The 24,406-nt window shown below is 49.7% G+C and carries 20 protein-coding genes and 1 tRNA gene; 13 read left to right on the top strand and 8 right to left on the bottom strand.

Going from position 1 to position 24,406, the window contains the following annotated elements; genetic code table 11:
• Window positions 1–61 precede the first annotated feature (61 nt).
• Entirely contained in the window at window positions 62–439 is a 378-nt protein-coding gene (locus B5D23_RS06265; protein ID WP_078684557.1) for a hypothetical protein, read from the bottom strand.
• A gap of 127 nt (window positions 440–566) precedes the next feature.
• The gene (locus B5D23_RS06260) at window positions 567–1,169 is read right to left on the bottom strand and encodes a YagK/YfjJ domain-containing protein (protein WP_078684556.1); all 603 of its coding nucleotides are present in this window, start codon (window positions 1,167–1,169) and stop codon (window positions 567–569) included.
• Between the two features lie 398 nt (window positions 1,170–1,567).
• Between B5D23_RS06260 and B5D23_RS06255 the strand changes: the two genes are divergently transcribed.
• From B5D23_RS06255 to B5D23_RS06225, 7 genes are all read left to right on the top strand, one after another.
• The gene (locus B5D23_RS06255; RefSeq protein ID WP_078684555.1) at window positions 1,568–2,554 is read left to right on the top strand and encodes an AAA family ATPase; all 987 of its coding nucleotides are present in this window, start codon (window positions 1,568–1,570) and stop codon (window positions 2,552–2,554) included.
• Between the two features lie 38 nt (window positions 2,555–2,592).
• A complete protein-coding gene (locus B5D23_RS06250) occupies window positions 2,593–3,588 on the top strand; it encodes a DUF3150 domain-containing protein (protein ID WP_078684554.1) in 996 nt (331 codons plus the stop codon).
• 7 nt (window positions 3,589–3,595) lie between these two features.
• Complete coding sequence (locus tag B5D23_RS06245; RefSeq protein ID WP_078684553.1) at window positions 3,596–5,149, top strand: cobaltochelatase CobT-related protein; 1,554 nt, start codon at window positions 3,596–3,598, stop codon at window positions 5,147–5,149.
• A gap of 32 nt (window positions 5,150–5,181) precedes the next feature.
• Window positions 5,182–5,778: a lecithin retinol acyltransferase family protein gene (locus B5D23_RS06240; RefSeq protein ID WP_078684552.1), complete on the top strand. Its 597-nt coding sequence runs from the start codon at window positions 5,182–5,184 to the stop codon at window positions 5,776–5,778.
• Window positions 5,779–5,860: 82 nt separating this feature from the next.
• Window positions 5,861–6,103, top strand: a complete 243-nt coding sequence (locus B5D23_RS06235; RefSeq protein ID WP_144012564.1) for a hypothetical protein — start codon at window positions 5,861–5,863, stop codon at window positions 6,101–6,103.
• Window positions 6,104–6,197: 94 nt separating this feature from the next.
• The gene (locus tag B5D23_RS06230; RefSeq protein WP_078684551.1) at window positions 6,198–8,882 is read left to right on the top strand and encodes a DUF927 domain-containing protein; all 2,685 of its coding nucleotides are present in this window, start codon (window positions 6,198–6,200) and stop codon (window positions 8,880–8,882) included.
• A gap of 368 nt (window positions 8,883–9,250) precedes the next feature.
• Window positions 9,251–10,231 (top strand): DUF4268 domain-containing protein, encoded by a 981-nt coding sequence (locus B5D23_RS06225; RefSeq protein ID WP_078684550.1) that lies wholly within the window; start codon window positions 9,251–9,253, stop codon window positions 10,229–10,231.
• Between the two features lie 91 nt (window positions 10,232–10,322).
• Here B5D23_RS06225 and B5D23_RS06220 read toward each other — a convergent pair.
• From B5D23_RS06220 to B5D23_RS06210, 3 genes are all read right to left on the bottom strand, one after another.
• Window positions 10,323–10,409 (bottom strand) — tRNA-Leu (locus B5D23_RS06220).
• Between the two features lie 63 nt (window positions 10,410–10,472).
• The gene (gene gluQRS / locus B5D23_RS06215; protein WP_078684549.1) at window positions 10,473–11,474 is read right to left on the bottom strand and encodes a tRNA glutamyl-Q(34) synthetase GluQRS; all 1,002 of its coding nucleotides are present in this window, start codon (window positions 11,472–11,474) and stop codon (window positions 10,473–10,475) included.
• 9 nt (window positions 11,475–11,483) lie between these two features.
• On the bottom strand, window positions 11,484–12,101 hold the full coding sequence (locus B5D23_RS06210) for a YigZ family protein (RefSeq protein ID WP_078684548.1): 618 nt from the start codon (window positions 12,099–12,101) through the stop codon (window positions 11,484–11,486).
• Window positions 12,102–12,201: 100 nt separating this feature from the next.
• Here B5D23_RS06210 and B5D23_RS06205 point away from each other — a divergent pair, with 100 nt between their 5' ends.
• Window positions 12,202–14,109 carry a molybdopterin-dependent oxidoreductase gene (locus tag B5D23_RS06205; protein WP_159445934.1) on the top strand — a complete coding sequence of 636 codons (1,908 nt, stop codon included), beginning with the start codon at window positions 12,202–12,204 and terminating at the stop codon, window positions 14,107–14,109.
• Window positions 14,110–14,154: 45 nt separating this feature from the next.
• Here B5D23_RS06205 and B5D23_RS06200 read toward each other — a convergent pair whose 3' ends face one another.
• Together B5D23_RS06200 and B5D23_RS06195 are read right to left on the bottom strand one after the other, a co-directional pair.
• Complete coding sequence (locus tag B5D23_RS06200; protein ID WP_078684546.1) at window positions 14,155–16,128, bottom strand: aldehyde ferredoxin oxidoreductase family protein; 1,974 nt, start codon at window positions 16,126–16,128, stop codon at window positions 14,155–14,157.
• Between the two features lie 18 nt (window positions 16,129–16,146).
• The gene (locus B5D23_RS06195) at window positions 16,147–16,797 is read right to left on the bottom strand and encodes a 4Fe-4S dicluster domain-containing protein (protein WP_078684545.1); all 651 of its coding nucleotides are present in this window, start codon (window positions 16,795–16,797) and stop codon (window positions 16,147–16,149) included.
• A 536-nt stretch (window positions 16,798–17,333) separates the two neighbouring features.
• Between B5D23_RS06195 and dnaE the strand changes: the two genes are divergently transcribed.
• From dnaE to dtd, 3 genes are read left to right on the top strand one after another with little or no spacing between them, the layout of a single operon-like run.
• Window positions 17,334–20,786 carry a DNA polymerase III subunit alpha gene (gene dnaE / locus B5D23_RS06190; protein WP_078684544.1) on the top strand — a complete coding sequence of 1,151 codons (3,453 nt, stop codon included), beginning with the start codon at window positions 17,334–17,336 and terminating at the stop codon, window positions 20,784–20,786.
• Window positions 20,787–20,813: 27 nt separating this feature from the next.
• A complete protein-coding gene (gene queD / locus B5D23_RS06185) occupies window positions 20,814–21,206 on the top strand; it encodes a 6-carboxytetrahydropterin synthase QueD (protein WP_078684543.1) in 393 nt (130 codons plus the stop codon).
• A gap of 2 nt (window positions 21,207–21,208) precedes the next feature.
• Complete coding sequence (gene dtd, locus B5D23_RS06180) at window positions 21,209–21,676, top strand: D-aminoacyl-tRNA deacylase (RefSeq protein WP_078684542.1); 468 nt, start codon at window positions 21,209–21,211, stop codon at window positions 21,674–21,676.
• 81 nt (window positions 21,677–21,757) lie between these two features.
• On the opposite strand, the gene B5D23_RS06175 is transcribed toward dtd, so the two are convergent.
• A complete protein-coding gene (locus B5D23_RS06175) occupies window positions 21,758–22,300 on the bottom strand; it encodes a GNAT family N-acetyltransferase (protein WP_078684541.1) in 543 nt (180 codons plus the stop codon).
• A 120-nt stretch (window positions 22,301–22,420) separates the two neighbouring features.
• On the opposite strand from B5D23_RS06175, the gene B5D23_RS06170 reads away from it, so the two are divergent.
• Both B5D23_RS06170 and B5D23_RS06165 read left to right on the top strand, forming a co-directional pair.
• Window positions 22,421–24,070, top strand: coding sequence for an ATP-binding SpoIIE family protein phosphatase (locus B5D23_RS06170; protein WP_078684540.1), 1,650 nt, complete (start codon window positions 22,421–22,423; stop codon window positions 24,068–24,070).
• On the top strand, window positions 24,055–24,396 hold the full coding sequence (locus B5D23_RS06165; protein WP_078684539.1) for an STAS domain-containing protein: 342 nt from the start codon (window positions 24,055–24,057) through the stop codon (window positions 24,394–24,396). Before B5D23_RS06170 ends, B5D23_RS06165 begins: the two co-directional genes overlap by 16 nt.
• The last annotated feature ends 10 nt before the right edge of the window (window positions 24,397–24,406 follow it).

Genomic DNA, 24,406 nt, shown 5'->3' with positions numbered 1-24,406 from the left:
TTTTGAGATTTTGCATGGTTTGAGTTGTAAGGGAGAGGCTTTCACCTCTCCCTTTTTTAGTTTAATCAGCGACTGTGAAATTCCAGCACAGGAAACCGTAGCCAGGCATGAGGCGAATCAACGTCTTCACCTGATTGAGTTCAAGATCATCTTTTCTCAGCATGGACTGGTAGTCCAAGAACGCTTTGATTCCTCCCTCACCCAAGACCGAAAAGCTCTTGAGGCCAAAGTCTGATTCAAGAAGAAATTCATAGCTCAGCGCATATCTATTTTCAGCTTGAGTCGTCGTAATGGGGAGCTCTTTCGTTTCAACAACTCTCCCGTTTTCAAAACGAAGTTCTTTAACGTGAATAAGGCTCATGACACCCTCCAGGGAAGAACCAAGGCAGTTTGAACCATCCCAAAACTCATCTTTCTTTGCAAAAAGTCGAATACCCACGATAATCTCCTAAGGTAAAAGGAAAGGCCCTTAAGGTTGAATCCCTAGGGCCTTGTGATGTGTGAGAAATGATCCCGTATCTTTTCTCTTATACTGTGAGTTCTCTCGTATCTTTTTTTATTGTTTCTCATTGCCGTCTTTTTGATGTGCCAAATTCTCTGATCCTTCGAGGTGCGTTTCCTTTGGTGTTTTCTTTTGCCAAGTAACTTAATCTATAGAATGCATCTCTTTTAATTTCTTCGTAGTCCTTTGCTCCTCGCCTTAGCATGTACGAGCATGATCCCTTTTTACCTGTTCGCCATTTGTTGCAGTAGGATATGAGTCCTTTTGCTGAGTCTAAACCTAATGCTCGTGCCCAAAGCTCTTCAGCTTTGTTGAAAACTTTATATGGAGACTGGATAAGGTTTCCATTCAATATTAGTGCAACATGGTAGTGCTGGTGTTTTTCCCGAGACTGCTCTCTAACCCAGATGTATTTCGGATCGAGTCCCTTGCGTGACAAGTTTTTTGTCAAGTGAGCGATGAATTGAGGCATGTGCCTATCTTTGGAGTTGAGAAAGTAATTTTGTGGATATCGAACATCCATTCTCATGATGAAGACTTTCCCGTGTCGCTCTTCATACTCTTCAAGGAGAGACAACATTCTTTCCAAGATATCTGATCTACACGCTTGGTCTTTATCTCGACTACCCTGTATTCTGTATTCTTTGAATTCTTCAAAGCATCTCATGGATTTCTCCTTTGTTTATGAGGTGAATTGTTTCTTAGATGATTATCTGATGAATGATATTATTTAATTGGACTATGCTGATGTAGAGTTGAAAATTCTTGTGAGACTATATGAGTAATCTAAAGAAGATAGATTAGATATTATAATTTACCTACAGAGAGGGGAGGGGAAAAGATGAAGAGATTGTTAGGTGTGAAATGGTGCTTTATGCATGATATGTGTGGCGTAGAGAATGTAGAAAAGTGTCTGAATTAACTTCTATACTATAGAGCTAAGAGATGAGTGTTTTTCAAAATATTTGAGTTATATATTACTTCTTTGAAGATGCTGGGATTTTTGCCCAGAGCTACGCCTTCTGACATGTGTCGGGAGGCTTTTTTGTCTTTAAAGGAGAGTCTATGCATTCACACAAAGAACTTGAGTCGTTGGTTTCGGTCGATATGGATGCCGGAGAGGTGTTTAGTGGGAAGCGTTCTGGGACGACGGTCAAAGGCTATGCAAAAGCGACAAGCTATACGCCTGCCATTCCTCCTGAGTTTATCTATCATGACGCCATGCGTGACATTGTCGTTTGGTTCATGAGTCCACCAGAACCTCTGTATGTGTTTGGCCCCACGGGGAGTGGCAAGACCAGTCTCATTCGGCAGCTTGCAGCAAAGCTTCACTATCCAGTTTTTGAAGTGACCGGCCATAGTCGGCTTGAGTTCCCGGAACTTCTGGGACACCTGAGTCTCGTTAACGGGTCAATGCGTTACGAGTACGGTCCGCTTGCCCTCGCCATGAAGTATGGGGGGCTTGTGCTTATCAATGAGTTGGATTTGCTTGATCCGGCAACGGCTGCCGGACTGAATAGCGTGCTTGATGGGAGTCCGTTGTGCATTTCAGACAACGGCGGTGAAATGATCATCCCGCATCCCATGTTTCGATTTGTTGCAACGGCAAATACTAACGGTGGGGCAGATGAGACTGGTTTGTACCAGGGAACCTTGCGACAAAATATCGCGTTTATGGATCGATTTTGGCTTTGCGAATTGGGCTACCCGCCAGCGGATGCGGAGCTGTCACTGTTACAAAAAGTTACACCCCGGCTTCCGGAAACAATTCGGTCCGCGATGGTGGATTTTGCCGGTGAAGTCCGGAAGCTGTTCATGGGGAACGGTGAAAATTCCGAGCACAGCATCGAACTGACATTCTCAACGCGAGCGCTGATTCGCTGGGCAGAGCTCACTGTGAAGTTTCAGCCCTTGGCTCGACAGGGAATTCAGCCCGTGAGCTATGCTTTGGACAGAGCTTTGGGCTATCGGGCCATGCCGGAAACGCGGGTTATGCTCCATGAACTGGCACAACGAATATTCCCCGGTGAGGGGCAGAACGAGGGAGTCTAAAAGGCTCCCTTTTTTTATGCCCAAAGGAGGGCAAAGCAATGAGTGAAGATATTCAGGCAACAGAGATGAAGGTTTTGAACGAGCTGGTAGCAGTGCGGCTTGATGTGAACATCTGGTCAGCTCGGCGGAAGCTCACAGCGACGGATTTGGGCGGAACTGAACTTCCCCCTGAGGAACTGGCCTCGCTTGGAAGCAAGCGCGTATGTGACCCTCGTGATCTGCGAGTGTTTGCGACGCTGAAATCTCGGGCCGTGTCGCTTTTGGAAAAGATCGGCGTTCGTTTTCTTGGCGGCTGGGCACTTCCCGAAACTCGGATGGAGGAGGCCTTGAGAGCCTTAAAAGAAATCCGTGCGCAGTTCATGGACGAAAAGGAAAAGTTTCTGGCTCGCTATGACGAGGCTGTACAGGATTGGATTCGCAACAATCCGGGCTGGGAAAGCATCATCGCAAATTCTGTGGTGAGCAGTCAGTATGTGAGCCAGCGACTTGGGTTTACATGGCAAACCTACCGAGTTGTGCCTGCGATGGCAGATGCGAGTGCTGGGCTGACATGTGAAGTGCGCAGGCTGAGCGGGACGCTGTATGAGGAAGTTTCGAAGGTCGCAAATGAGGTTTGGGAGAAGAGTTTTGTAGGAAAGACAGAAGTCACGCATAAGGCGCTTTCCCCGTTGCGTATGCTCCGAAGCAAGCTTGAAGGCATGAGCTTTGTGGAACCTCGGGTTGCTCCCATCGTTGAGCTTTTGGATGAATGCATTTTGGCAATGCCTCCGCGTGGAGCCATTCGAGGCAAGGCGCTTCTTCTGCTTCAGGGGACCATGTGCCTCTTGCGAGATCCGCTTGCGATGGTTGCCCACGGGCAAAAGATTATCGAAGGGCAGTCCGCACAGTCTGTGTTCCATGGTCTGGCTGAACCCGTACAAAATGTAATAGCCGCAGAGAACGCCCGCAAAGAAGAGCTGCAGAAAGAAAGTGAAGCAGTTCCTCCTTCGCAGGGGATGAAGTCACAAACGATAGACAGCTTTGGGCTGTGGTGAGGTGCGTATGAGAAATCGATATCTAATGCGTGCTTTGCCGCATGTGGCAAGTGCGCTGAGTGATCGTTATGGCGTGCAGGTCATTGTTGGCGGTGAAAAGGCGTTTACCAATGGGGCGACAATTCACCTCCCGGCTTTGCCAGAAAAGGGAGATGCAGATTTCCTGTGTCTGGTTCGTGGATTTTTGGATCATGAGGCCGCGCATATCCGGTACACGGATTTTCAGGTGCTGAAAAATGTGACAGCGCAAGAGATGCCTCTTCTGAATTCACTTGAAGATTGGCGGGTAGAGAAAAACATGGCGGCGGCCTTCCCGGGCTGCCGTCAGAATTTTCAGCGACTCGCTCGCATTATGTTCGGAAGCAAGGACGTCTCGAGCTTTTCTGCGCGGTATCGGATGCAGAACTGGATTTTGCTCAAGGTGCGCTCATGGGAACTTTCAGAACTGAACGTTCAGCTTGAGACATTGGAGCAGGCAGCTCCTGCTGCGTGGAATGAACTGCGAAAGAGGGTGGAGCCTGTGCTTGAGCGTTTTAGACATGATGCGGGTTCGACAGCAAAGGCGCTTCAGTACACTCGCGAGATTTTGTGTCTCCTTTCGTCTCAAAAATGTGTCACGGGTTCTCCTACAGGGCGAGCTAATTCAGACAAAAAAGCAGGGAAAAGCTCCACGAATACCGGGAGAAAAGGCGAGAGTTTTGGAAAACGTGTACCGGGAGCATCTTTTGATGAAATCGGTGAAGTTTTGTCTCGGCGGATTGCGGAGTGTGATGCTCCAGAACTGCCTCGGTTTCAAGTGGCAACGTGTGGTTCTCTTCATTGCGAGGCATTGCCTCATTTCCTACGAGATGAAGCGCTACGATGTGCGGTTCCGTTACGTGCACGTTTGACAGGTGTTCTGCAGGCGTCTCGCCTTGTGCGGAATCGGGTGGGGAGAACTGGTCGGCTTGCGCCTCGTTTGCTTGCTCGAAGTGCAACGGGAAGTTCGCGTCTTTTTGTTCGCGAAGGGCAGCGTTGTGGACTGAATACAGCCGTGCACATTCTGCTTGATTGCTCTGGGTCCATGCGAAATCGAATGCACGTGGCAGGTCCTGCCTGCTATGCATTGGCAAAGGCTTTGGAGCAGGTCGGAGTCAATGTCGGTGTGACGGCGTTTCCGGCAAGGGCTGAAAGTGAGGACTCAGAGTGCACAGTGTTTCCGCTTGTGAAGCATGGAGAGCGAGTTCATCAGCGGTTTTGGATTAAGCCTGTTGGAGATACGCCACTCGGTGAAACCCTGTGGTGGCTGTATCCGAAACTCCAGCGAGTCAAAGAAGCTCGAAAAATTGTGCTCGTTTTGACTGACGGCCGGGCAAGTTCCGAGGCGTGTGCCAAGGCTGCCATTGTGGAAGGGGAACGACTGGGAATTGAACTGATGGGCGTGAGTATCCAAAGCCCATATCTCAGGGGAATATTCCACGAGCGTTGTGAGAACATAGATCGGCTGGAGGATTTGGCTCCGGCATTGTTTAGGATGCTGCAAGGGCAGCTTTTGAAAGCGCAAACCATGAGCAGGGGCTAAGGCCTCTGCTCTTTTTTTATTGGAGGCTTTGTATGTCGAAGGAATGGAAAGCTGGTGATCACCTGAGAGTGGCTCGTGCTGGCGGCGTGTATTTTCACCATGGTTTGTATGTCGGAGCGGACAGCGTCATTCACTACGACGGGTCTGTGTCTGACACATCAGGACGGGTGGATTACACATCTTTAGCAGATTTTGCTGCAGGAGGAGTCATTGAGCTCGTGTCGCATAAGGATCGGCGGTATTCGCGAGAAGAGAGTGTGGATAGGGCATATAGCCGACTTTTTGAAGAGAGCTATAGCGTTGTGTTCAATAACTGCGAGCATTTTGTGAATTGGTGCATTGAAGGGCAGCATCGCAGTGAACAGATCGAAAGGCTTGCGAAAAAAGGAGTGCTTGTTTGCGCTGGAACTGAGCTTGTTCGCCAAAAAGCAACACATGAGGTGCAAAGGATCGCAAGACGACAGGTGAAACGAATGGTTGTTGAACGTGCTGTGGAGTCGGCGGGGCAAACGCTGTTATCTGAGGGGGTGAAAAAGGCTGCAGTCCTTACTCTCGCGAGTGGTGGTGTTGCCGCGCCTGTGTTGATTGTCGCTGGAGCGGTGAGCCTTTGGCGCTTATTCAAGGACTAGAAGGGATGGCCGGGGTGACCCGGCCTATCTTTTTTTACAGATGACTTCCCATCGTATGAACTTAAAATACGAGGAGGAAAAGATGTTGGATGAAAAGTTACGGAAAGAGTTTGAAGAGAAGATGCCGCCAGTTTTTGCAGGTACGCAAGTTGATGAGCTTACTGGAGGTGCGGTGATCTGGAGGACTTTGAAAAATATGAAAAGTAATGGGGAAATCCCTGGAAGTTGTTTTCTTCGTCAAGGGAAAAGGAAGCTCGTTATTCGTCGTGACGAGTTTTTGAATTGGTGGTTTTCGCAGTTAGTCCCTGAAGATGAGGTGTGTTGAAAGTAGGTATGCAGGTCCGCGAAAGCGGACCTGCATACAACAGTGATTTATTGCTTTTTTTTAGGTATGTGAATGGAAAAACAGGAGGTAAAAGATGCAGGGTAAGAAACAGTGGTTTCGTTTTGTTAGGGGAGTACGCGAAGGGGAAAAATTTCAGATGCTAATTAGAGATCAAGAAGAGGATCTTGAAGAATTTAGCAAGGTATTTCCCTCCCTGGATGTTTTTCCCTTTGCAATCCAATATGATGAAGCCATGGTCAATGAAAGAAGTGCGAAATTTGCTGTGCGTCTAAAAGATATATCTTTGCCGCCACATTTTACAAGGTCTGTCTTCTCTATGCTGGGAAGAAAAATAAAAATTAATGGGTTTTGGATTCCATTTGAAAGATTAAGCCAAGACGATATTTGTGGGAAAATATGCGATTTATTTTGTATAAGTAAAAAAAATGTTTTTTTGAGTAAATATGGTGATATCCAGTGGCTGTTTCTTAATTGTCAAAGTCTAGGTAAGGAGAAATTTCTTGAACTTCCATATGAAAGTTATATTGGTCTGTTAAGCAAAATTAGGAAGCCGTTGTCTTATGCGAAGATAAGAGTGAAATCCTTTGATACTCTTTTTAAAATAAAAAATTGGAACTGGATTGCTGTTGATGATTTTAAGGAATCACAGAAAAATTGTACGGGGGCATGCAAAGCTTCCCTTCTAGACAAGTATTTCAATTTTTATGATGAATTACCGACATGTTTTTACTGGGGTTATGCTGCGCAAAATAAGCTGGACCTCTCAGAAGAACAGATTGCTGGTGTGTTACGGTCATTTGGATCGTTAAAAGAAGGATGGCGTTTTTTTAATAAAAACGGTGTGGCCTCTTACTTAGGTGCCCCGGCGGAGAAGTGGAATCGACGTTTTCAAAAGGCGTTACAGGCAGCTGAAAAGAAAGGAAAAGAGGGCGCTTGGGCAATTCGTTGTGAAGAGTTGTTTGCATTGTTTCATGGCGTTGAGTGTGATCAGAAGTGTAATGTAACTACTCCTGTTTATAAGTGTGATCCAATGGGGGTAATTTACAATTTTTACAAATATTTTAGCAAACCAAACAAGGAATCCACGACGGCACAGTTGCTCAAGGTCAGTAGCGTGTTGTCAGTGAGCTTACTAAAGTTTGCAGACGGGAAGATAGGGAGACTTGTTTCATTTCATGATTTTGATGGATGCATTAAAGAATGCCCTCTGACAATCCGTGATTTGCATGGAAAGAGATTTGTTGAAAAGTTGGAGGAGTCAGGGCTAGGCATTATGAATACTCCAGAAAATGTGAGGCTATTGCGGTATAAAATCCTGAATGGACCTTGTGACGGAACAGCTTTTTCGGTGCGGAAGACTGGCTGGAATACAGTTAATGATGAGAACGTTTTTGTTACTGCATATGGTTGCTACCCCACTCCTTCCTGCAAAATTATCCCTCAAATACCAGGCGGAATTGTTTATCCTCACACCTGCCTAAGTAAATCCCACTTGCCCCAACTTAGCTTTCTGAGAGAGCTCCCTCCATCTGCTCAATCTTTCGTACATTTTTTGTTTAGCGTTATGGCTTGTGGTCCTTTGTTGAATTCAATTCCCAAGTCTCATGCATTTTACCATATTTATGGTCTTTCAGATGAATGCGCGACATTTTGGGCTGAATTTATGGGGATGTTTAGTTCGGTTGGCAATCCTCTTCCTGCATCGTGGTATTTTTCTGATTTTATGAAGAAAAAGAAGTCTCTTTTCGCATACCAAGATGCCACTGTTGTTTTTAAGCCTTTGGGGGCGTCCGAGCATCGCTGCTATCGAAATTTTGTGAATAAGGTGTGCAGCTCTCGGAGGGCTTTTACGTTGTATAATTGGAGAATTGTGCAAGTTGTCCGTGATCCCGGTCCAGAGGATGAGTTGAGGATTGCGGCTCTTTCTTTTGGCAAAGAAGCTGTGTGTGGCATGAGTCCTCAAGAAAAAAAGTTGGAATATGTGGGGACGAAAAAGGATGTGTATCTGGAGAACATTAAAGCTTCAGAAGAGATGGAATACTGGTTTCAAGAAAATGAAAAACAGTGCCGCGAAATACTGAGGATGTGGCGGCCATATCGGGGCCTTTTCTACCAGCAGCTTGTTGAAGAGCTTTTTTCTGATGGGGAAAAGAAACTACTTGATGGTGAGTATTGTCCTTATACAGACGCATTGGAGAGAAGAGGGAAGGAGCTTGTCGCTACGGTTCAAACTTTACAAGAATATAGAGCAATGGAAAATAGGATGCAGATACCAGTTATTTTCTCCATATTTGTGCCGATGAGTGAAATTGGTATTGAGGACTTAGAACCCTGTGATGAGAAATTGGAGAAGTTTTTAAAAAAGGTACAAGAAAAGGTGGCCAAATTACATAAAGGATTCAAGCCTCACGAAATTGTTTATCAAAAGAAGTTCTGTTTTCTGATGTGTAAAAGGGCGTACTGCTATTTTGATCGTGGTGAGATTTTTACGAAGAAATTTAGACGGGAAGTAGAATTTAAGTCGTTTTGCGAATACTTGAAAAAAGAAAAAATACTTGTTTTTGCAAAGGGGAAAAACACAGTGTCTACGAGAATTCCTAGGACAAATGTAGGAACGCAAAGTGCTCCTCGAGTGATAGGCGGGGATAACTTTTCTGGTTACGCATTGCGTTATAAAAAACTTCGAGAATGGAAGCCAAAAAATGTTTCTCCAGGGAGCGTACTTTCGGAAAGCAGGCAAGGAGGTCCTTTTTGCTGACGCGATTTCATAGATTTTTTATACAGAGGAATCGCGTACAATTTAGGGGTGGGGAGCCCGATCTGGAAACGGTTTGCAAAAAAAATTTAAAATAAATTCTGAGATTATGTAATGTGCCAGTTATTGCATAATGACACTTTGTGAATCAAATAACATATGGAGTTTGATTTGGCCTGGGGTGCTGTGTCTTTTCGTTTGCTTGGCGCAATTCGCCTGGGTTGTCTGTTGTTGTGTGGCGCATTTTGAGGGGGGGATTGTGGCTTTGTTATGGCAACTAGTGCGAGGGGAGTTTGAAGATTTGAAGAGATCTTGTTTTGCTTTTATTTATCTTTTATTGAGTATTCCAAAATATATTTGAGGAGAGAGCTGTGGCTGAGTTTGGAAGATTAAAGAGAATATCTTTACGTGAAGTTTGGAAGAATGAAGCTCGGAATTTCACTCCGTGGCTCCAGGAAAACATAGAGGTCCTGGGAGAGGTCCTTGGGATGGATCTGGAGGTAGTTGAGAGGGAAGCTGAGGTTGGAAGTTTTTCATTAGATTTGCTCGCTGAAGATCTGGGAACCAAGCGAAGTGTCATTATCGAAAACCAGTTGACGCAAACAGATCATGATCATTTGGGGAAGCTGCTGACGTATGCAGCAGGATACGAGGCTGAATCTGTTATTTGGATTGCCGATTCAATACGTGATGAACATCGGCAGGCTTTGGAATGGCTGAATCAGCGAACTGACACTAGAACAAGTTTTTTTGCTGTTGTTGTTGAAGTTTTACAAATTGATGATTCAAGGCCTGCGTATAAGTTCCAGCCTGTTGTGTACCCTAACGAATGGCAAAAAGGGACACGACAGAGTACGAGTACAGCTCCATCCCCAAAAGGAGCTGCGTATCAAGACTTTTTTCAAAATGTAATTGATGAATTACGAACAAAATATAAATTTACTTCCGCAAGAAAAGGGCAGCCTCAGAATTGGTATACCTTTTCATCTGGGTTTTCAGACTTTGGGTATGCAGTGAATTTTACTCGTGAGGGGAGAATTAAAATTGCTTTAGAGATTTATTCCAATAGCCAAGAGAAGAATCATGACCTGCTTCGTAAGATGCGTCAGTATCAGTCTGAAATAGAGAGCAGTCTTGGGTTTCCTTTAGAGTGGAATTTGCTTGAACACATCCGTCCATCTCGAATCGAATTCTTTAAAAAAGGGTCTATTGAGGATTCTCCAGAAGAGCTTGCTCAAACACATCGATGGGTCGTGGAGAATTTGACGAAATTTAAAAAGGTTCTCACGCCATTTATTAAAAAATCTTTGAACGCAAAGGCTCCCACCAAGCCCGTTCCGGAACTTGTCTAGGGCTTCCCCGGGGAGTAAATTCCTTGTACAGTCCTTGTACAAAGCACAAAAAAGCCCTCCAGAGCAAAAGCTCTGAAGGGCAAAATATCCTTGGTACCCGGGGCGGGACTTGAACCCGCACAGCCAAAAGGCCGAGGGATTTTAAGTCCCTTGTGTCTACCAATTCCACCACCCGGGCAGGTGTACGGTTGTCTTTATACTGTTCTTTCTTTGTCCGTCAATGCCTCAGGACGGCAAATCCTCACAGTTTATTCTCTTTTTCTGAAAGCTTTTTCAGAATTTCTTCAATGTCGTTTTCAAGCTGTATAGCCTGCTTGGGAAGTTTTTCCAGGCTGAAATGTGTCAGTAGCTCTTGTGCCTGTGCTAGCTTCGGCTCAGGGAGCAGGCCCGCCCGGTATCCGAGGTAGCCTATGATGGCCTTTGCGCTGATGCCCATCTCTCGCAGCGCCCGAAGTTCGAAGTGTTTATGCCGCTTGGCAAGGCGCTCCCCTTCGGCATCAAGGACGAGGGGGACATGCGCATAGTCTGGCCTTCTGGCATTCAGCAGTTTGTACAGGTACACTTGGCGCGGCGTGCAGTGCAAAATGTCATCCCCGCGCATGACGAGCGTCACGTTCTGGTCGATGTCATCCACCGCCACGGCCAGCTGGTACGAAATAACTCCGTCCGAGCGGCGCAGCGGGAAATCACCGCCGCATTCTTCCCATGTCTGGTGCTGATCTCCACAAAGTCTATCATGAAAGCTCAGGTCTGGGCTGTCTGCATGAAGTCGAAGGGAGGGGCGCCGTCCCGCAGCTTCCAGCTCTGCCTTGCGCGATGCACTCAGGTGCAGGCAGGTTCCGGGGTAGGCTGGACCAAATTCTCCCTTATGCGGCGCTGATGCCAGAGAACGAAGCTCTTTTCGCGTACAGTAACAAGGGTAGGTTAGCCCCCGCTCTGAGAGCTGGGCAATGACCTCTGCATAGCGGTCCAGCTTTTCACTTTGCGTATATGGCGCGTTGTCTCCGCCGCAGTCGGGTCCTTCATCCCAGTCCAGACCAAGCCAGTGGAGATCGGTGATGATGTCTGTGGCAAATTCCGTTTTGGAGCGATCTGGATCGATGTCTTCCATGCGCAGAATAACTGTGCCGTCTGCCTTGCGTACTGCAAGCCAGCACAGCAAAAATGCCCAGGCATTGCCAAGGTGGAGATGTCCTGTTGGGCTTGGAGCCAGTCGTCCGCGTACGTGTGATGCTGTGAGCATGGCCTTGTCTTACTTTTGAACGTGAATTCGCGCGATGCCGTCAGTCATCTCAACAAGCTCCGCACACAGTGTCTCAAGGTTTCGCTTTGGGAGACGAAGCATAAACTGGGCGTCCGTCCCAAAATTTTCTTCCTGTATTTCGGCTTCGTGGCGCTCAAGCATTCGCTTAAAAAGTGTGATGTGCCGATACTCAATGCCAATGTGCACAGATGCAGCCTCAAAGCGGCGCTTTGTAGGAAGAGTGTCCAGCCCAAGCTGCACCATGCCTGAGTACGCCCGAACAAGGCCGCCTGTCCCAAGCTTGATGCCACCGTAATACCGGGTGACCACTGCGGCTATCTCGCCAACAGGACAGTGGTTCAGCACGTTGAGCATGGGACGGCCAGCTGTGCCGGAAGGTTCACCGTCGTCAGAGCAGCCAACAAAGGCCGTGTCTCCTGCCGGACCAGCATTGAAAGCCCAGCAGTTATGCGTTGCATCTGGGTGCTCTGCCTTGATTTCTGCGATGAATGCACGCGCCTCTTCAACGCTTTGGACGTGGGAAAGGGTCGTGATAAAATGACTGCGTTTTATGACGTCTTCCGCCTGATGGCGGGAAACTGCGGGGATGTCGTATTCCTGTGACATGGCCTATGTCATACCGTTCTGCCCGTGGCTTGGCAATTTGTCCCTTGCTGGAACAAAAAGCCTTTTGACCTCATGCAGAGCATATTATAGGACGTGGAGTATGAAGAAAAACGAGCAGCTAACAGCATGCACTCTGGACTGCTTTGATGCATGTTCTCTTCTTGTAGCTGTTGAAAAAGATGGGAAAATATCCCTGAGAGGGAATCCGGACCATCCTTTTACAGCAGGCTTTTGTTGCGCAAAACAAAAACGGATAGGAGAACGCCTCTCAAGTCCTGACCGTATAACCCAGCCTCTTGTCAGGTCTGGGGCGAATTATTGGCCTGTGAGCTGGGATGAAGCCTTGAAACTTATTTGCTCCCGTCTGGACCGCTTACGAAAAACACCAGAGCGAATACTCCATGTGCAGGGATATGGGTATCGCGGTTTGTATAGTGATATTTCCCGGTGGTTTTTTCGAACTCTTGGGGCTTCCGGAACGAGTGGCTCCCCCTGCGCAACCACAGGAAATAACGCCTTTCGTGATGATTTTGGCTCTGTTCGGCATAGCCGTGTGACAGAGTTGTACAAGGCCAGAAGTATCGTGAACTGGGGGCGTGACCTCACAAGAGCCTATTTGCATTTGAGTGCTGCGGTGGCCAAGGCCCGCAAAAATGGCACGCATGTTTTGAGCATTACGCCAACTGCTGACACTGCTCGGGAATTCTCTGACGAGACGCTGTTTATTCGGCCTGGGACAGACCGTTTTCTTGCTGCGGCCCTGTGTCGACGACTTCTTGCTGCTGGTGTGTCCAAAGATGTTCAGGCGGCGACGCGTGATTTTTCTGCCTTTGAGGCACGACTCGCTGCTCTTGATGAGGCAGAACTTTTGCAGGCCTGCGGGGTGGACAGAGCGGATTTGAACCGCCTTGTGGAGCTGTACACAAACGGACCCTGTGCCACTCTTGTTGGGCTTGGTTTGCAGCGCTATGTGCATGGGCGGGAAAATGTGCGGTATATCAATGCTGCGGCCATGTTGTCTGGAAACATGGGGAGAAGTGGGGGCGGAACGTATTATAATCTGGCTTCCGGACTGTTCCTGCGCTCATGGGCAGAGGATTTTTCTCCTGCTCCGCCACGGGAAATGCCGCTGCATCGGCTTGGGCGCTGCATGCAGGAAGAGGAGACTCCTTTTGAATTTGTTTTTGTGCAGGGCACAAATCCTGTAAACCAGCTCCCTGATGGCAATGCGATTGCTGACGCCTTTGCCCGTACAGGATTTGTCGTTGCTGTGGATGCATTTTTTAATGACACGACCCTGCGGGCTGATGTGATTTTACCCTGTGCGCTTATGCTGGAGCGAGAGGAAATCGTTGATTCCGGGATGCATAATTGCGTGAACTGGGCGGCCAAGGTCTGCGAGCCGCCAGAGGGTGTGCGCAATGACTGGGACATCGTGCAGGCAATTGCCGAGCGACTGGAGGAGCCGCTTGTTCTTCCTGACAAAGAAGAAATGCTGCGCTACGGGCTTGGCCCCAGCGTGAATGGGTCCCTTGAGGAACTACGAGAAAAAGGCTTTTTGCCCTGTGAGTTCCAGGACGTTGCGTATGAGGGGATGCAGTTTGATACTGACGATGGGCTGTATCATGCTCCAGAGTTTTTGAGCGATGAAGAGCGAAGTTCTGAATATCCGCTGAGTCTTTTGTCTCTGGTGCGAAAAGATTCTCTGCATTCCCAGCGTCTGGAAGAACCGCATTCTGGAGCCTTGCGGGCGTGGATTTCACCCAAAAGCCCGGCGCTGAAAAATATTGACCTGAATGCTCCGGTGCAGATTGTGAGTCCGCATGGGAAACTTGAGGTTGACCTGCGTCTTGATGACAGTGTTCATCCAGAGGCTCTTGTGGTTCGCCGGGGCGGATGGATGCGGTTTTCCCGCTGCGTGAATCCCCTTGTTGCTCCTCGTGCGACGGATGGCGGTGGGGGAATTGCGTATTATAGTCAGCTGGTTCGGATCGAGAATATCCGCTAAGATGAATTGTCGGGAAAAGGCCAGGGCATATGCCCTGGCCTTTTTTTATGCGTGAGGAAGTGCCGCGTTCATTTTTTGGGCGACAAAGTCTAATCCCCGTTTTTTGAGCTGGCGGGTTTTGGGAATGCCAGTCTCTTTGTCCCAGCCTCTGGCCTCATAATAGGCATCCAGAACTCGGTTGTACTTTTTTGAGTCAATGGGTGGGAGGGGAATCGGTCCGACAGGATGCTGTCCAGGGCAGGATTCGTGGAGGCATTTCCAGTTGGGCTGATCGTCCTTGCGTCGGCAGCCTCGCATAACAATGCTTGCCCGTTCAATCTGATTGCTCCGATCGAATATCTGGAACAGTTCCTTGACTGTATACTGTATTCCCGTGGCGTAATAAATGGATTTGATAATCTGGTCATACATGTAATCAAGGTCCTTGCCGGAGTCATGCCAGTAGGCAAGGTGCCCAAAGTTGAATTTACAGATGCCAAGGCTGTCGGAAAGGAAGAACATGTCTTCATAATATTTCACGAGATTTGCCTTGGCCTGTGGGTGGTAGGAGCGGACGTCTCCTGCTTCCTTGTATCCGGCAACCTTGATCGCAATATCTGGGATATTCACCCATTCGGCTGTCGGAAGTCCGTTCAGATGGTGTGAACCGCGAGGTGAAACTGCAAACTGAAGCATGGAGCCAATGGTGGAGCGTGTTTCGACTCCCGTGGCGCACATGCCTTTCTGGTGATAGCAGGAATGAAGTGCTTCTTCCCCAAGGCGCTTGCAGACCCTCCAGGGACCATCAGCGAGTGTTTTGCCCAGACCCTTTCGGAACACGACTTGCGGCATGAGTTCGATCATGGCATCGGCGTTGCCAAATTGCATGTCGAGGCCATTCAGGTAGTCCCGGTCAATAATGTTTCGTTCCCGCAATTCCATGAGCGTTGAGCAGAGCGCCCCAAATTCTACCGTATCAAGGCCATAATCATTACACATGCTGTTGAGCTTGAGTACGGCCCGGTCATCTGTCACGTCACATTTGTGGCCCAGTGCTGTGGTTGTTTCGTATTCTGGCCCTCCACCTCGAGTAGGGTAGCCGTCTTTGACTGCATAGGCGGAGTGACAGTGTACAGGGCAAGAAAAGCAGGATTCCCTGCGAGTTCCGTGTTCCGTATTCCAGCTGTGGACCAGTCGTGAGAATTTGGGGTCAATGCCGCATTGCTGCCAGTTGCGAATGGGAACCATCCCCGTTGTGCCAATAAGATTTGTAATGCCCGGCGTGCCCCAGTTTGACATGACTTTATATGTCGCGCTGTGAACTTTGCCGAATTTGGGGTCAAGGAGGTCATCGCGAAGCTGTTTCGTGACCGCGTAATATTCTTTGGGCTTAAAGAGACGAATTGGCTTGGTGCCCTGTGCTGCGACGGCCTTGAGGTTCTTGGAGCCAAAGACAGCCCCCAGTCCACAGCGTCCCATTGAGTTGGTCATTTCTGTACGGACGTTGGCAAAGAGAACCTGGTGTTCTCCTGCCTGCCCGATGCACAGAAGTTTGCAGCGCTCACCGTGTCGGGCAATGAGTTCCGCCTGAGTGTCTATGGTGCCCTTGCCCCATAAGTCTTCTGCCGGGACAAGCTTGATGTCGTCGTTTTTGATATGCAGATAAACAGGTTTTGGGGCCTTTCCGGAAAGAACCAGCATGTCAAAGCCGCAACGCTTGAGGGCTGGGCCAAAGTGACCGCCACAGTTCGAGTCGCCCCAGCCGGAATAATTGAGTGGGGCGATAAAGCAGGCGTGTGTTCGCCCGGAACTTGGGAAGGTGGTCCCTGCAAGGGGACCCGTGCCAATGTAGATTCGATTTTCTGGAGAAAGTGGGCCAACTCGTGCTACGTCGAGTTCGTTAAAAAGCAGATAATGGGCGAGACAACGGCCGCCTATCCAGTCTTTCAGGTATGGGGTGGAGTCTTCGCGAATGATTTTCCCCGTGCTAAGATCCACGCGGAGAATTGTACCCATATTCCCGTAAACAGTGTCCTTCATGGGACGCTCCTTGTGAATTTACAGTTTGTGATAGCTGATTGCACCAGTGGGGCACCATGCTGCGCACTGAGGATCTCCGCCGCAAAGATCGCATTTGACGGCTGTTTCTGTGTTTTCGTCGAGGTGAATCATGCCATACGGGCAGGCGTCGACGCATTCACCACAGCCGACACACAGACTTTGGTTAACAAGGCGTGCCCCTGTTTGTGGTGAAACTGTGATGGCGTTTTCGGGGCAGGCATCAAGGCATTCCGGGGAGGCACACTGATGGCAGAATTCGTTTTCTGAAAATTCCGCAAAATGTGCGGTGGAAAGAGCCTGCGGGTGCCCTGGAGCATTGGCAGAGAGGGCACTGAGTCCCGTAAAGGTGAGTACAGGTTTGAGAACAAAACGGTTGCGACAGGCGGTGATGTCTGCATGTCCTGCGTGGTACTGGGCACAGGCGATTTCGCAGTAGGCGCATCCCGCACAGAGCTTCTCGTCAAAACGAAGTTCATATTTTGCTGGAGGGAGTTGGGCGTCTTCGCCGCCGGGATGCATGGCAAAGGCGAGTGAACCCGTTTGTTTGAGGAGCAGAAGGCTTGCCGTGAGACCCCCTGCTGAATGAGAAAGGAACTGACGTCTGGTCAGTTGTGACGGGGCGTTCCTCCGAGAGTTCTCATCGTTCATAAAGTCCTCCTTTGTGGATGTCTTTGTACGATGATTTGAGAGAAAAGAGGGAACACAGAGATCTTTTGTTTTTGACTAACGAAATGGAAACAAAATTTAAAAGAAAGAAAGGAAGGAAAAAATTTTTGATATTCTGTCAATGTATATACATTATGTATATGTCATAAAGTTCATTTATTCTATAATTTTATATTTTTTCTGTCTTGAGGCAATTTTCTAAATATAGAAGCTTGTTCTTTCTTGTTGTTTTGTAGTTGACATGCTTGCTAAAGCATAAAAATAAAGTGCGGAAAGAGAAGGGTGCTGTGCGGGCGTAACTGTGCTAGAAAAAGGCTTCAAGCAATTGCAAGAAAAAAGTCCAATCTTCTGGTTCTGTGTCGTCGTATCCCAGAAGAATCTTTGGAGAACACGGGGAGTCTGGCGCTCTTTTTGGCCCAAAAACCACCTTGGGGGCAGTTTGTTGCCGCTGCGGTTTTCTGCTAGGTCTCACCCGTTTTCTGTTTTCATTCGTTCCAATCCTTCAGAGAAGGCGATTCATGTCTGATTTTGTCCATCTGCACTGCCATACGGAGTACAGTCTCCTTGACGGCGCCATTCGGCTGCCCGACCTGTGTGACAAGGCAATAGAATATAAGATGCCAGCTGTTGCCGTGACCGATCATGGCAACATGTTTGCTGCGGCCAAGTTTTTTGTGGAAGCCAAATCCAAGGGCATCAAGCCCATCATTGGCTCAGAAGTCTATGTGTCCAAGGGACCGCATACGAATTTCGAGGGGGCTGACGCCAGAAAGCGCTATCACCTCGTCCTTCTTGCCCAGAACCTCGTGGGCTATCATAACTTGGCCAAAATCGTGACCGAGGGCTATTTGCGTGGCTTCTATTACAAGCCCCGTGTCAGTCACGATGTTTTGCGCAAATATAATGAGGGTATCATTGCCCTGTCGGCCTGTATTCAGGGTGAAGTCGTGCAGCATGTTCTGCATGAGGGCATGGACAAGGCCATTGAAACCGCTCAGCTGTATGAATCGATTTTCCCAAATCGTTTTTATATTGAAGTGCAGGCCAACGGCCTTGAGGTGCAGAATGAGGCGAATGCCAAGCTCAAGGAGCTGGCTGCTCACACCAATTTGCCGCTGGTCGCAACCAACGACTGCCACTATCTGACCGCTGCGGACCATGAAGCCCATGAGCTGTTGCTTTGCGTGCAGACCAACACCACCATTGATGACCCCAAGCGCTTCAAGATTGAGACGGATGAGCTGTATTTCCGGCCCCCGTCAGAAATGAAAGCAGAGTTCGCTGACTGCCCGGAAGCTATTGAAAATACGGTGCGCATTGCTGAGCAGTGCAATGTCGAAATCCGTATGGGCAAGTATTTCTTCCCGGTCTATGACGTGCCAGAGGGCAAAAGCCTTGATGACGTCATGTGCGACATGGCGCGTGATGGCCTGCGCGAGCGTCTCGCTCACATCCCTTATGAGGTTGATGAAAAGGTGTACTGGGAACGCCTTGAGATGGAGCTTGATGTCATCACGACAATGGGCTTCCCCGGTTACTTCCTGATCGTGCAGGACTTTATTAACTGGGCAAAGCGTAACCATATCCCGGTTGGTCCCGGCCGTGGTTCTGCGGCTGGTTCACTTGTTGCCTACTCCCTGCGTATCACCAACCTTGATCCGCTCCCGTATAACTTGCTGTTCGAACGTTTTCTGAACATCGAACGTGTTTCCATGCCTGATATCGACGTCGACTTCTGCGAACGTCGGCGAACCGAAGTTATCAAGTATGTGGGCACCAAGTACGGCAAGGACTCTGTGGCCCAGATTACGACCTTTGGCACCATGAAGGCCAAGGCTGTTATCCGTGACGTTGGCCGCGCTATGGGCATGTCGTTCCCGGAAGTGAACGAAATCGCCAAGCTGATTCCTGAAGACCTCAAGATGACCATCGACAAGGCTCTGAAAATGGAGCCTGAGATTCGTGAAAAGATGGATTCAGACAGCAGGGTCAAGAAGCTTATTGATATTTCCCGCAGGCTCGAAGGCCTGCACCGCCACGCCTCCACACATGCTGCCGGTGTTGTTATCTCACCCGGTGACATGTGGAACTTCCTTCCGCTCTACAAAGGAAAGAAGGGCGAAACAGTGGCCATGTACGACATGAAATATGTCGAAAAAGTCGGGCTGGTTAAGTTTGACTTTCTTGGCCTGAGAACCATGACCGTGATTCAGGACGCGGTGGACATCATTGCTGAGCGAGGCAAGGATGCGCCCGATCTGGACACCCTGTCCCTTGATGATCCCGCGACCTATGATTTGTATGCCCGTGGCGACACTGACGGCATTTTTCAGGTTGAGTCTGATGGTATGCGCAAATACCTGCGAATGCTCAGCCCCAACTGCTTTGAAGACCTTATCGCTATGCTCGCCCTGTACCGACCCGGTCCGCTGAGTTCGGGCATGGTCGAAGAGTTCATTAAGCGTAAGCATGGCGAAGTGCCTGTCGTATATCCGCTGCCAGAACTGGAGCCTGTGCTCAAGGACACCTACGGCGTCATTGTGTATCAGGAACAGGTTATGAAGATTGCTCAGGTGGTCGCAGGCTACACCCTTGGTGGCGCTGACCTGCTCCGTCGTGCAATGGGCAAGAAAATCGCGGAAGCAATGGCAGAGCAGCGCCACACGTTCTATGATGGTGCCAAAAAGCGCGGCGTTCCTCAGGAAAAGGCCAAAGAAATCTTTGACTTGATGGAAATGTTTGCGGCTTACGGCTTCAACAAGTCGCACTCCGCAGCGTATGCCCTCATTTCCTATCATACGGCGTACCTCAAGGCGCATCATCCCACAGAATTCATGGCCGCCATGATTACCTCGGAAGTGAACAACACCGACAAGGTGTTGAAATACATTTCCGCGTGCCGTGATCTGGACATTGAGATGCTGACTCCGGACGTGAACAGCTCCATGCGGCACTTCACCGTGCCTGCGGACGGCCAGATTCGCTACGGCCTTGCTGGTGTCAAAAACGTTGGTGACGAAGCTATTCGTGAAATCGTTGATGCCAGAACGGAAGGTGGGAAATTCAAGAGCATGCTCGACATGTGCGAACGGGTAAACCTGCGAAAGGTGACCAAGCGTGTTCTTGAGAATCTTATCAAGGCCGGAGCACTGGACTGCTTTGATGTTCCCCGCGCTGCGCTTTTGGATGCCTTGGAACGTGTTGTTGCCATTGCCCAGAAAAAGGCCAAAGACAAAAATTCTGGCCAGATGTCACTCATGGCGATGTCCGGCATGGAGATGCCTTCCTTCCCCGGAACAGGGCTGAATACCGATGGCCCCACGGTTGAAGAATGGGAAGATGATGAAAAGCTTCAGTTTGAAAAAGAGGCCCTAGGCTTCTATCTTTCCAGCCATCCGCTTCTATCTTTCCGGCACGAGCTGGCCCGCATGAAACTTCCGACTCTTTTGCAGGTTGCTGACTATGGCGGCGGCGCAGAGGTTCGGGTTGCCTGCATGGTGACAGGTCGCAAGGAACACATCACCCAGAAGGGCGGGAAGATGGCATTCTGCGACATCGAAGACCTCACAGGCGTTGGCGAAGCCGTCATGTTCCCGGAAACCTACGCGAAAAGCCGTGAGATTCTGGAACAGGATCAGCCCCTTTTGCTTATCGGTAAGGTGAGTGACCGTGACGGTGGGCCAAACGATGATGAAGGTGCTCCGAAAAAAGCCAAGCTCATTGCAGATGAGATTAAGATTCTTGGCGGTGCGCTGGCCGGAAACGAAGAACCTGTCCTGCTCATCAAGGGGGAAGACGATCTGACCGAAGGTGGACGGCGTCGACTCAAGGATGTATTGGCTCGCCATACCGGCGGGGTTCGCGTGCAGCTTTTGCTGCGAATGGACGAGGTCGAATGCAAGATGCAGCTTGGACCAAAGTACAGCGTTTCCCCGACAAAAGAATTTTGGAAAGACATTGAATCCCTGTAGCGCTGCTTTTGGGAAAGAGAGAAGACAATGAGCGAAAAAAAAGGCAAGTGGCGTCTGACTGTACGCAAAGATTTTGCTGCGGCCCATCAGCTGCGGCATTATGAAGGCAAATGCGAGCGGATGCATGGCCACAACTTTATGGTGGAAGCTCAGGTCGAGGGTGACACGCTGAGTCAGGACACGGAGCTGCTGGTGGACTTTAAGGTCCTGAAGAACATGCTCAAGGAAATCCTTGGAGACATGGACCACTGCCACCTGAATGAGCATCCGGCCTTTGCCGTCCACAACCCCTCATCTGAAAATATTGCCCGTCATATCTACAAGGGACTGGAAGCACGCCTTGCTGGTTCTGGTGTGGATGTGAAATCTGTGAGCGTGAGCGAAAAGCCCGCCCAGACTGCAACCTATTTTGAGGAGTAGCGATGCGGCTTCATCTCCAGCGTGTTTCTCGTGCGCAGGTTGATGTTGATGGAACCTGCATAGGGAAAATTCAGCAGGGTCTGCTTGTCTTGGCTGGTTTTGGTGCGGAGGACAGTCAGGACTTGCCCAAAAGCAAAGTCTGGGCCTCCATGCTGAACAAGGTGCTGGATCTGCGCATTTTCCCTGATGAAAATGACAAGATGAATCTTTCACTTCGGGATTTTGGCGGAGAGCTTTTGGTGGTCTCGCAGTTTACTCTGTATGCAGACTGCCGAAAGGGACGTCGACCGTCCTTTAACAAATCCGCACCCGGCGCAGAGGCTAAAGTCCTGTATGAGCAGCTCTTGCAGGATTTTGAGCAGCGCTTGCCCGGTCAGGTCCAGCATGGTGAATTTGGGGCCATGATGGATGTGTCCCTGTGTAACTGGGGACCTGTGACTCTTCTTTTGGACAGTGCTGATTTGTTCTGATCTGCGATAGACTTTTGCAAAGAAAATGGCGTCTTCCCTGATGTGGGGAGGACGCCGTTTTTTTGTTTTGGGAGCTAAAGCTTACCAGTATTCTGCGTTGTTGAGTGCTGGAACGCAGGAGCTTTTTCCCGGGATATGGGGCACGGCTGCCTCGGTCAGGGACTGGGCAAGCCAGCCAATGGGGTAGCTCAGAGGCTGGGGAGCCTTGATGTGTGTTTCTGGGATTTGTTCGAATCCAACCTGATAATAAAAGCTCGGGTCGCCGTAAGTGAACGCCAGCTCTACGCCGTCCTGCCTGAGTTTATCCAGGCCAAAGCGGATGAGCTTTTGTCCTATGCCCTGTCCCTGATATGGCGTGAGCACGGCAACAGGTGAGAGAATGAATGCTGTGACGGGCTGCTCAAACTGCATTCGGGAGAAGATGATGCAGCCAGCCAGTTCTTTGTTGTTCTCATTTTTGGCCACAAAGCAGTACAGGTCCTCTTGGGGCGTGCGTGTGAGGAGTTCTGCGGCCAGTTCACCAATGATTTTGCCTTCTGCTTCTCCTTCGGAGTCGGCAAAGGTTTGGTGAAAGAGAGCCTGAATTTCTGGGATGTCGCTTTGCTGATATGCGAAAAATTCCATAAGATTTCCTTGGAAGCTTTTTAATGGAGCTGTGCTCAGAGCCGTATCCTGCCTCTGAGTGCGTTCTGGTGCAAGCTCGGGCTGCGTGTTGCGCTGCTCGCCAAGCTGCGGAGGAGTCGCATGTCTCACGGCGCGTTAGGCAGAGAAAAAGCAGATGCCATACGAATCCTTGTGGTGGACGATGACGCAGTGCTCCGCCAGATGCTGTGCGAAATGCTGGCGGATTTTTCGTATGTGGTCGAGTCTGCCGCGGATGGCCGGGAGGCGGTGAATTGCTATTTGCGCTTTCAGCCTCACCTGCTCCTGCTGGATCTGAACATGCCCGACATGGATGGGATCGACGTTATCCATGCCCTGCGTGAGGTCTACGGTGACGAAGAGGTGAGTATTACGGTGCTGACGTCGTCGCGCGATCCCGAAGGAAAGCTTCGTGCCTTTGGCGCGGGCTGCAATGATTTTTTATATAAGCCTGTGGACCGTTCCGAGCTTTTGGCGCGGGTTGCGGTTGGGGTTCGCCAGCTCCGCCTGCTCCAGCGCCTGCGATCTGCCCGTGATGCTGTGGAGAAAGAAATACACCTTGTGGCCTCGCTCCAGCAGCGGCTTTTGCCCAGCTTTCAGGGACGGCTCTTTCTGTGCCCTTCTTTTCCTGACGAGGGATGTCTGACTGCGCAGGTGAGTAGCGTCTACGCCCCCTCTGGCCGGGCGAGTGGAGACTATTTTGACTGCGTGCGGCTTTCGGATGGTGTGCTGCGGATGATTGTTGCAGACGTCTCTGGGCACGGTGCGCGCGCGGCGTTTTTGATGGCCATAGTCCGGACGCTTTTTCATGTCTCCTGCGAACGGCAGCTTTCTCTTTCCGAGACCTTTTCTCTCCTCAATTCCCAGCTCTGCGAAATTATTGGTCGCGAAGAAGATTTTGTCACGGCTCTGGCCGCAGACTGTGACTTGCGCTGTGGCGCAGTCCGCATGGTGAATGCAGGCCACTGCCCCGCACTTTTGGTGGGGGAGCGGCAGCAGGATTTTTTGTGTCCCTGCGCACGGATGCTGGGATTTTTCCCGGAGGAACGATTTCCTGAGCGGCATTATGTCCTGCGTCCCGGAGCGGGAATACTCTTTTATACAGATGGTTTTTATGATTTTTCTCTTTCGGCCGATGAGTATTTTGATGCCGAAGCTTTTTGGGAATATGCCATTGAGATGATGGACAGGGGGCTGTCGCAGCAGGACTCTGAGCTGACAGCATTTCGGGAAAATTTCCCAACGCGTCTTTTGAGAAATATTCAGGAAATGCGTGGAGAAGCGCCGCGCGACGATGCGACTGCGCTCTTTGTCTGTGCTCTCCCTGCTGCTCCGGAGCTTTCTCGCGAGGGCTTTTTGTGCGCAGAAAATCTTGCTGCGTTTGTACAGCCGCTATTGCGGGCCGTGGACGACTGTCTGCGGGACGGGCGAGCCGTGGAATCCTTTCGGCTGGCCCTGCATGAAGCCTGCGCTAATGTGCTGGCTCACGCCTATGGTGGAAAGCCGGGCTTTGTGCGCCTGACCCTGTCTCTGGAAACTGGAGCACGGCTTTTGTGTACTGTGGAAGACTGCGGCACAGGTTTTGAGGTGCCGCCTCAGCCGTGGACTTTGCCCCCAGCAGAGCAGGGTTCTGGACGAGGGCTGTTCATGATGCAGCAGCTTATGGATTCGGTTGAGATTGTTTCGTCAGCAGAGGGAAGCACTGTTCGTTTGGAGATGAAACCTGGAGGATCAGCATGGAAGATTGTATGAGTTCACGAGAGGGACCTGCCGTACTGTTTTCGTTCCGAAAGGAGCTGACTCTGGAGTGCATTCCCGAGCTTCGGGAAAAAATTCAAAAAACACTGGAAGAAGGGCGCTACACTTTTGTGATTTTGGATTTGTCGGAAGTGGCGTTTATTGATAGCTCTGGAATCGGCTTTCTCGTTGCTTTTGCATCAGAACTTGAGGCAAAGGACCGTTCCCTCTACCTTTATCGTCCTCGACCTCAGGTGCTGAAAACTCTCGAACTGGTCCAGTTGTCGTCATTTTTTAAGATTCTTCGAACAGATGAGGAACGGGCTGCATTATTGTTGTAGTGCACGCCCT

The organism is Desulfobaculum bizertense DSM 18034 (assembly GCF_900167065.1).
Lineage (GTDB): Bacteria > Desulfobacterota > Desulfovibrionia > Desulfovibrionales > Desulfovibrionaceae > Desulfobaculum > Desulfobaculum bizertense.
Note: the sequence above shows the minus strand (reverse complement) of the source record. Positions and strands in the feature narration are given on the sequence as shown.

Coding starts and splice junctions, on each gene's coding strand:
- B5D23_RS06260 (WP_078684556.1), bottom strand. CDS start 1,169: ATGAGATGCTTTGAAGAATTCAAAGAATACAGAATACAGGGTAGTCGA.
- B5D23_RS06255 (WP_078684555.1), top strand. CDS start 1,568: ATGCATTCACACAAAGAACTTGAGTCGTTGGTTTCGGTCGATATGGAT.
- B5D23_RS06250 (WP_078684554.1), top strand. CDS start 2,593: ATGAGTGAAGATATTCAGGCAACAGAGATGAAGGTTTTGAACGAGCTG.
- B5D23_RS06245 (WP_078684553.1), top strand. CDS start 3,596: ATGAGAAATCGATATCTAATGCGTGCTTTGCCGCATGTGGCAAGTGCG.
- B5D23_RS06240 (WP_078684552.1), top strand. CDS start 5,182: ATGTCGAAGGAATGGAAAGCTGGTGATCACCTGAGAGTGGCTCGTGCT.
- B5D23_RS06235 (WP_144012564.1), top strand. CDS start 5,861: ATGTTGGATGAAAAGTTACGGAAAGAGTTTGAAGAGAAGATGCCGCCA.
- B5D23_RS06230 (WP_078684551.1), top strand. CDS start 6,198: ATGCAGGGTAAGAAACAGTGGTTTCGTTTTGTTAGGGGAGTACGCGAA.
- gluQRS (WP_078684549.1), bottom strand. CDS start 11,474: ATGCTCACAGCATCACACGTACGCGGACGACTGGCTCCAAGCCCAACA.
- B5D23_RS06210 (WP_078684548.1), bottom strand. CDS start 12,101: ATGTCACAGGAATACGACATCCCCGCAGTTTCCCGCCATCAGGCGGAA.
- B5D23_RS06205 (WP_159445934.1), top strand. CDS start 12,202: ATGAAGAAAAACGAGCAGCTAACAGCATGCACTCTGGACTGCTTTGAT.
- B5D23_RS06200 (WP_078684546.1), bottom strand. CDS start 16,128: ATGAAGGACACTGTTTACGGGAATATGGGTACAATTCTCCGCGTGGAT.
- B5D23_RS06195 (WP_078684545.1), bottom strand. CDS start 16,797: ATGAACGATGAGAACTCTCGGAGGAACGCCCCGTCACAACTGACCAGA.
- dnaE (WP_078684544.1), top strand. CDS start 17,334: ATGTCTGATTTTGTCCATCTGCACTGCCATACGGAGTACAGTCTCCTT.
- queD (WP_078684543.1), top strand. CDS start 20,814: ATGAGCGAAAAAAAAGGCAAGTGGCGTCTGACTGTACGCAAAGATTTT.
- dtd (WP_078684542.1), top strand. CDS start 21,209: ATGCGGCTTCATCTCCAGCGTGTTTCTCGTGCGCAGGTTGATGTTGAT.
- B5D23_RS06175 (WP_078684541.1), bottom strand. CDS start 22,300: ATGGAATTTTTCGCATATCAGCAAAGCGACATCCCAGAAATTCAGGCT.
- B5D23_RS06170 (WP_078684540.1), top strand. CDS start 22,421: ATGTCTCACGGCGCGTTAGGCAGAGAAAAAGCAGATGCCATACGAATC.
- B5D23_RS06165 (WP_078684539.1), top strand. CDS start 24,055: ATGGAAGATTGTATGAGTTCACGAGAGGGACCTGCCGTACTGTTTTCG.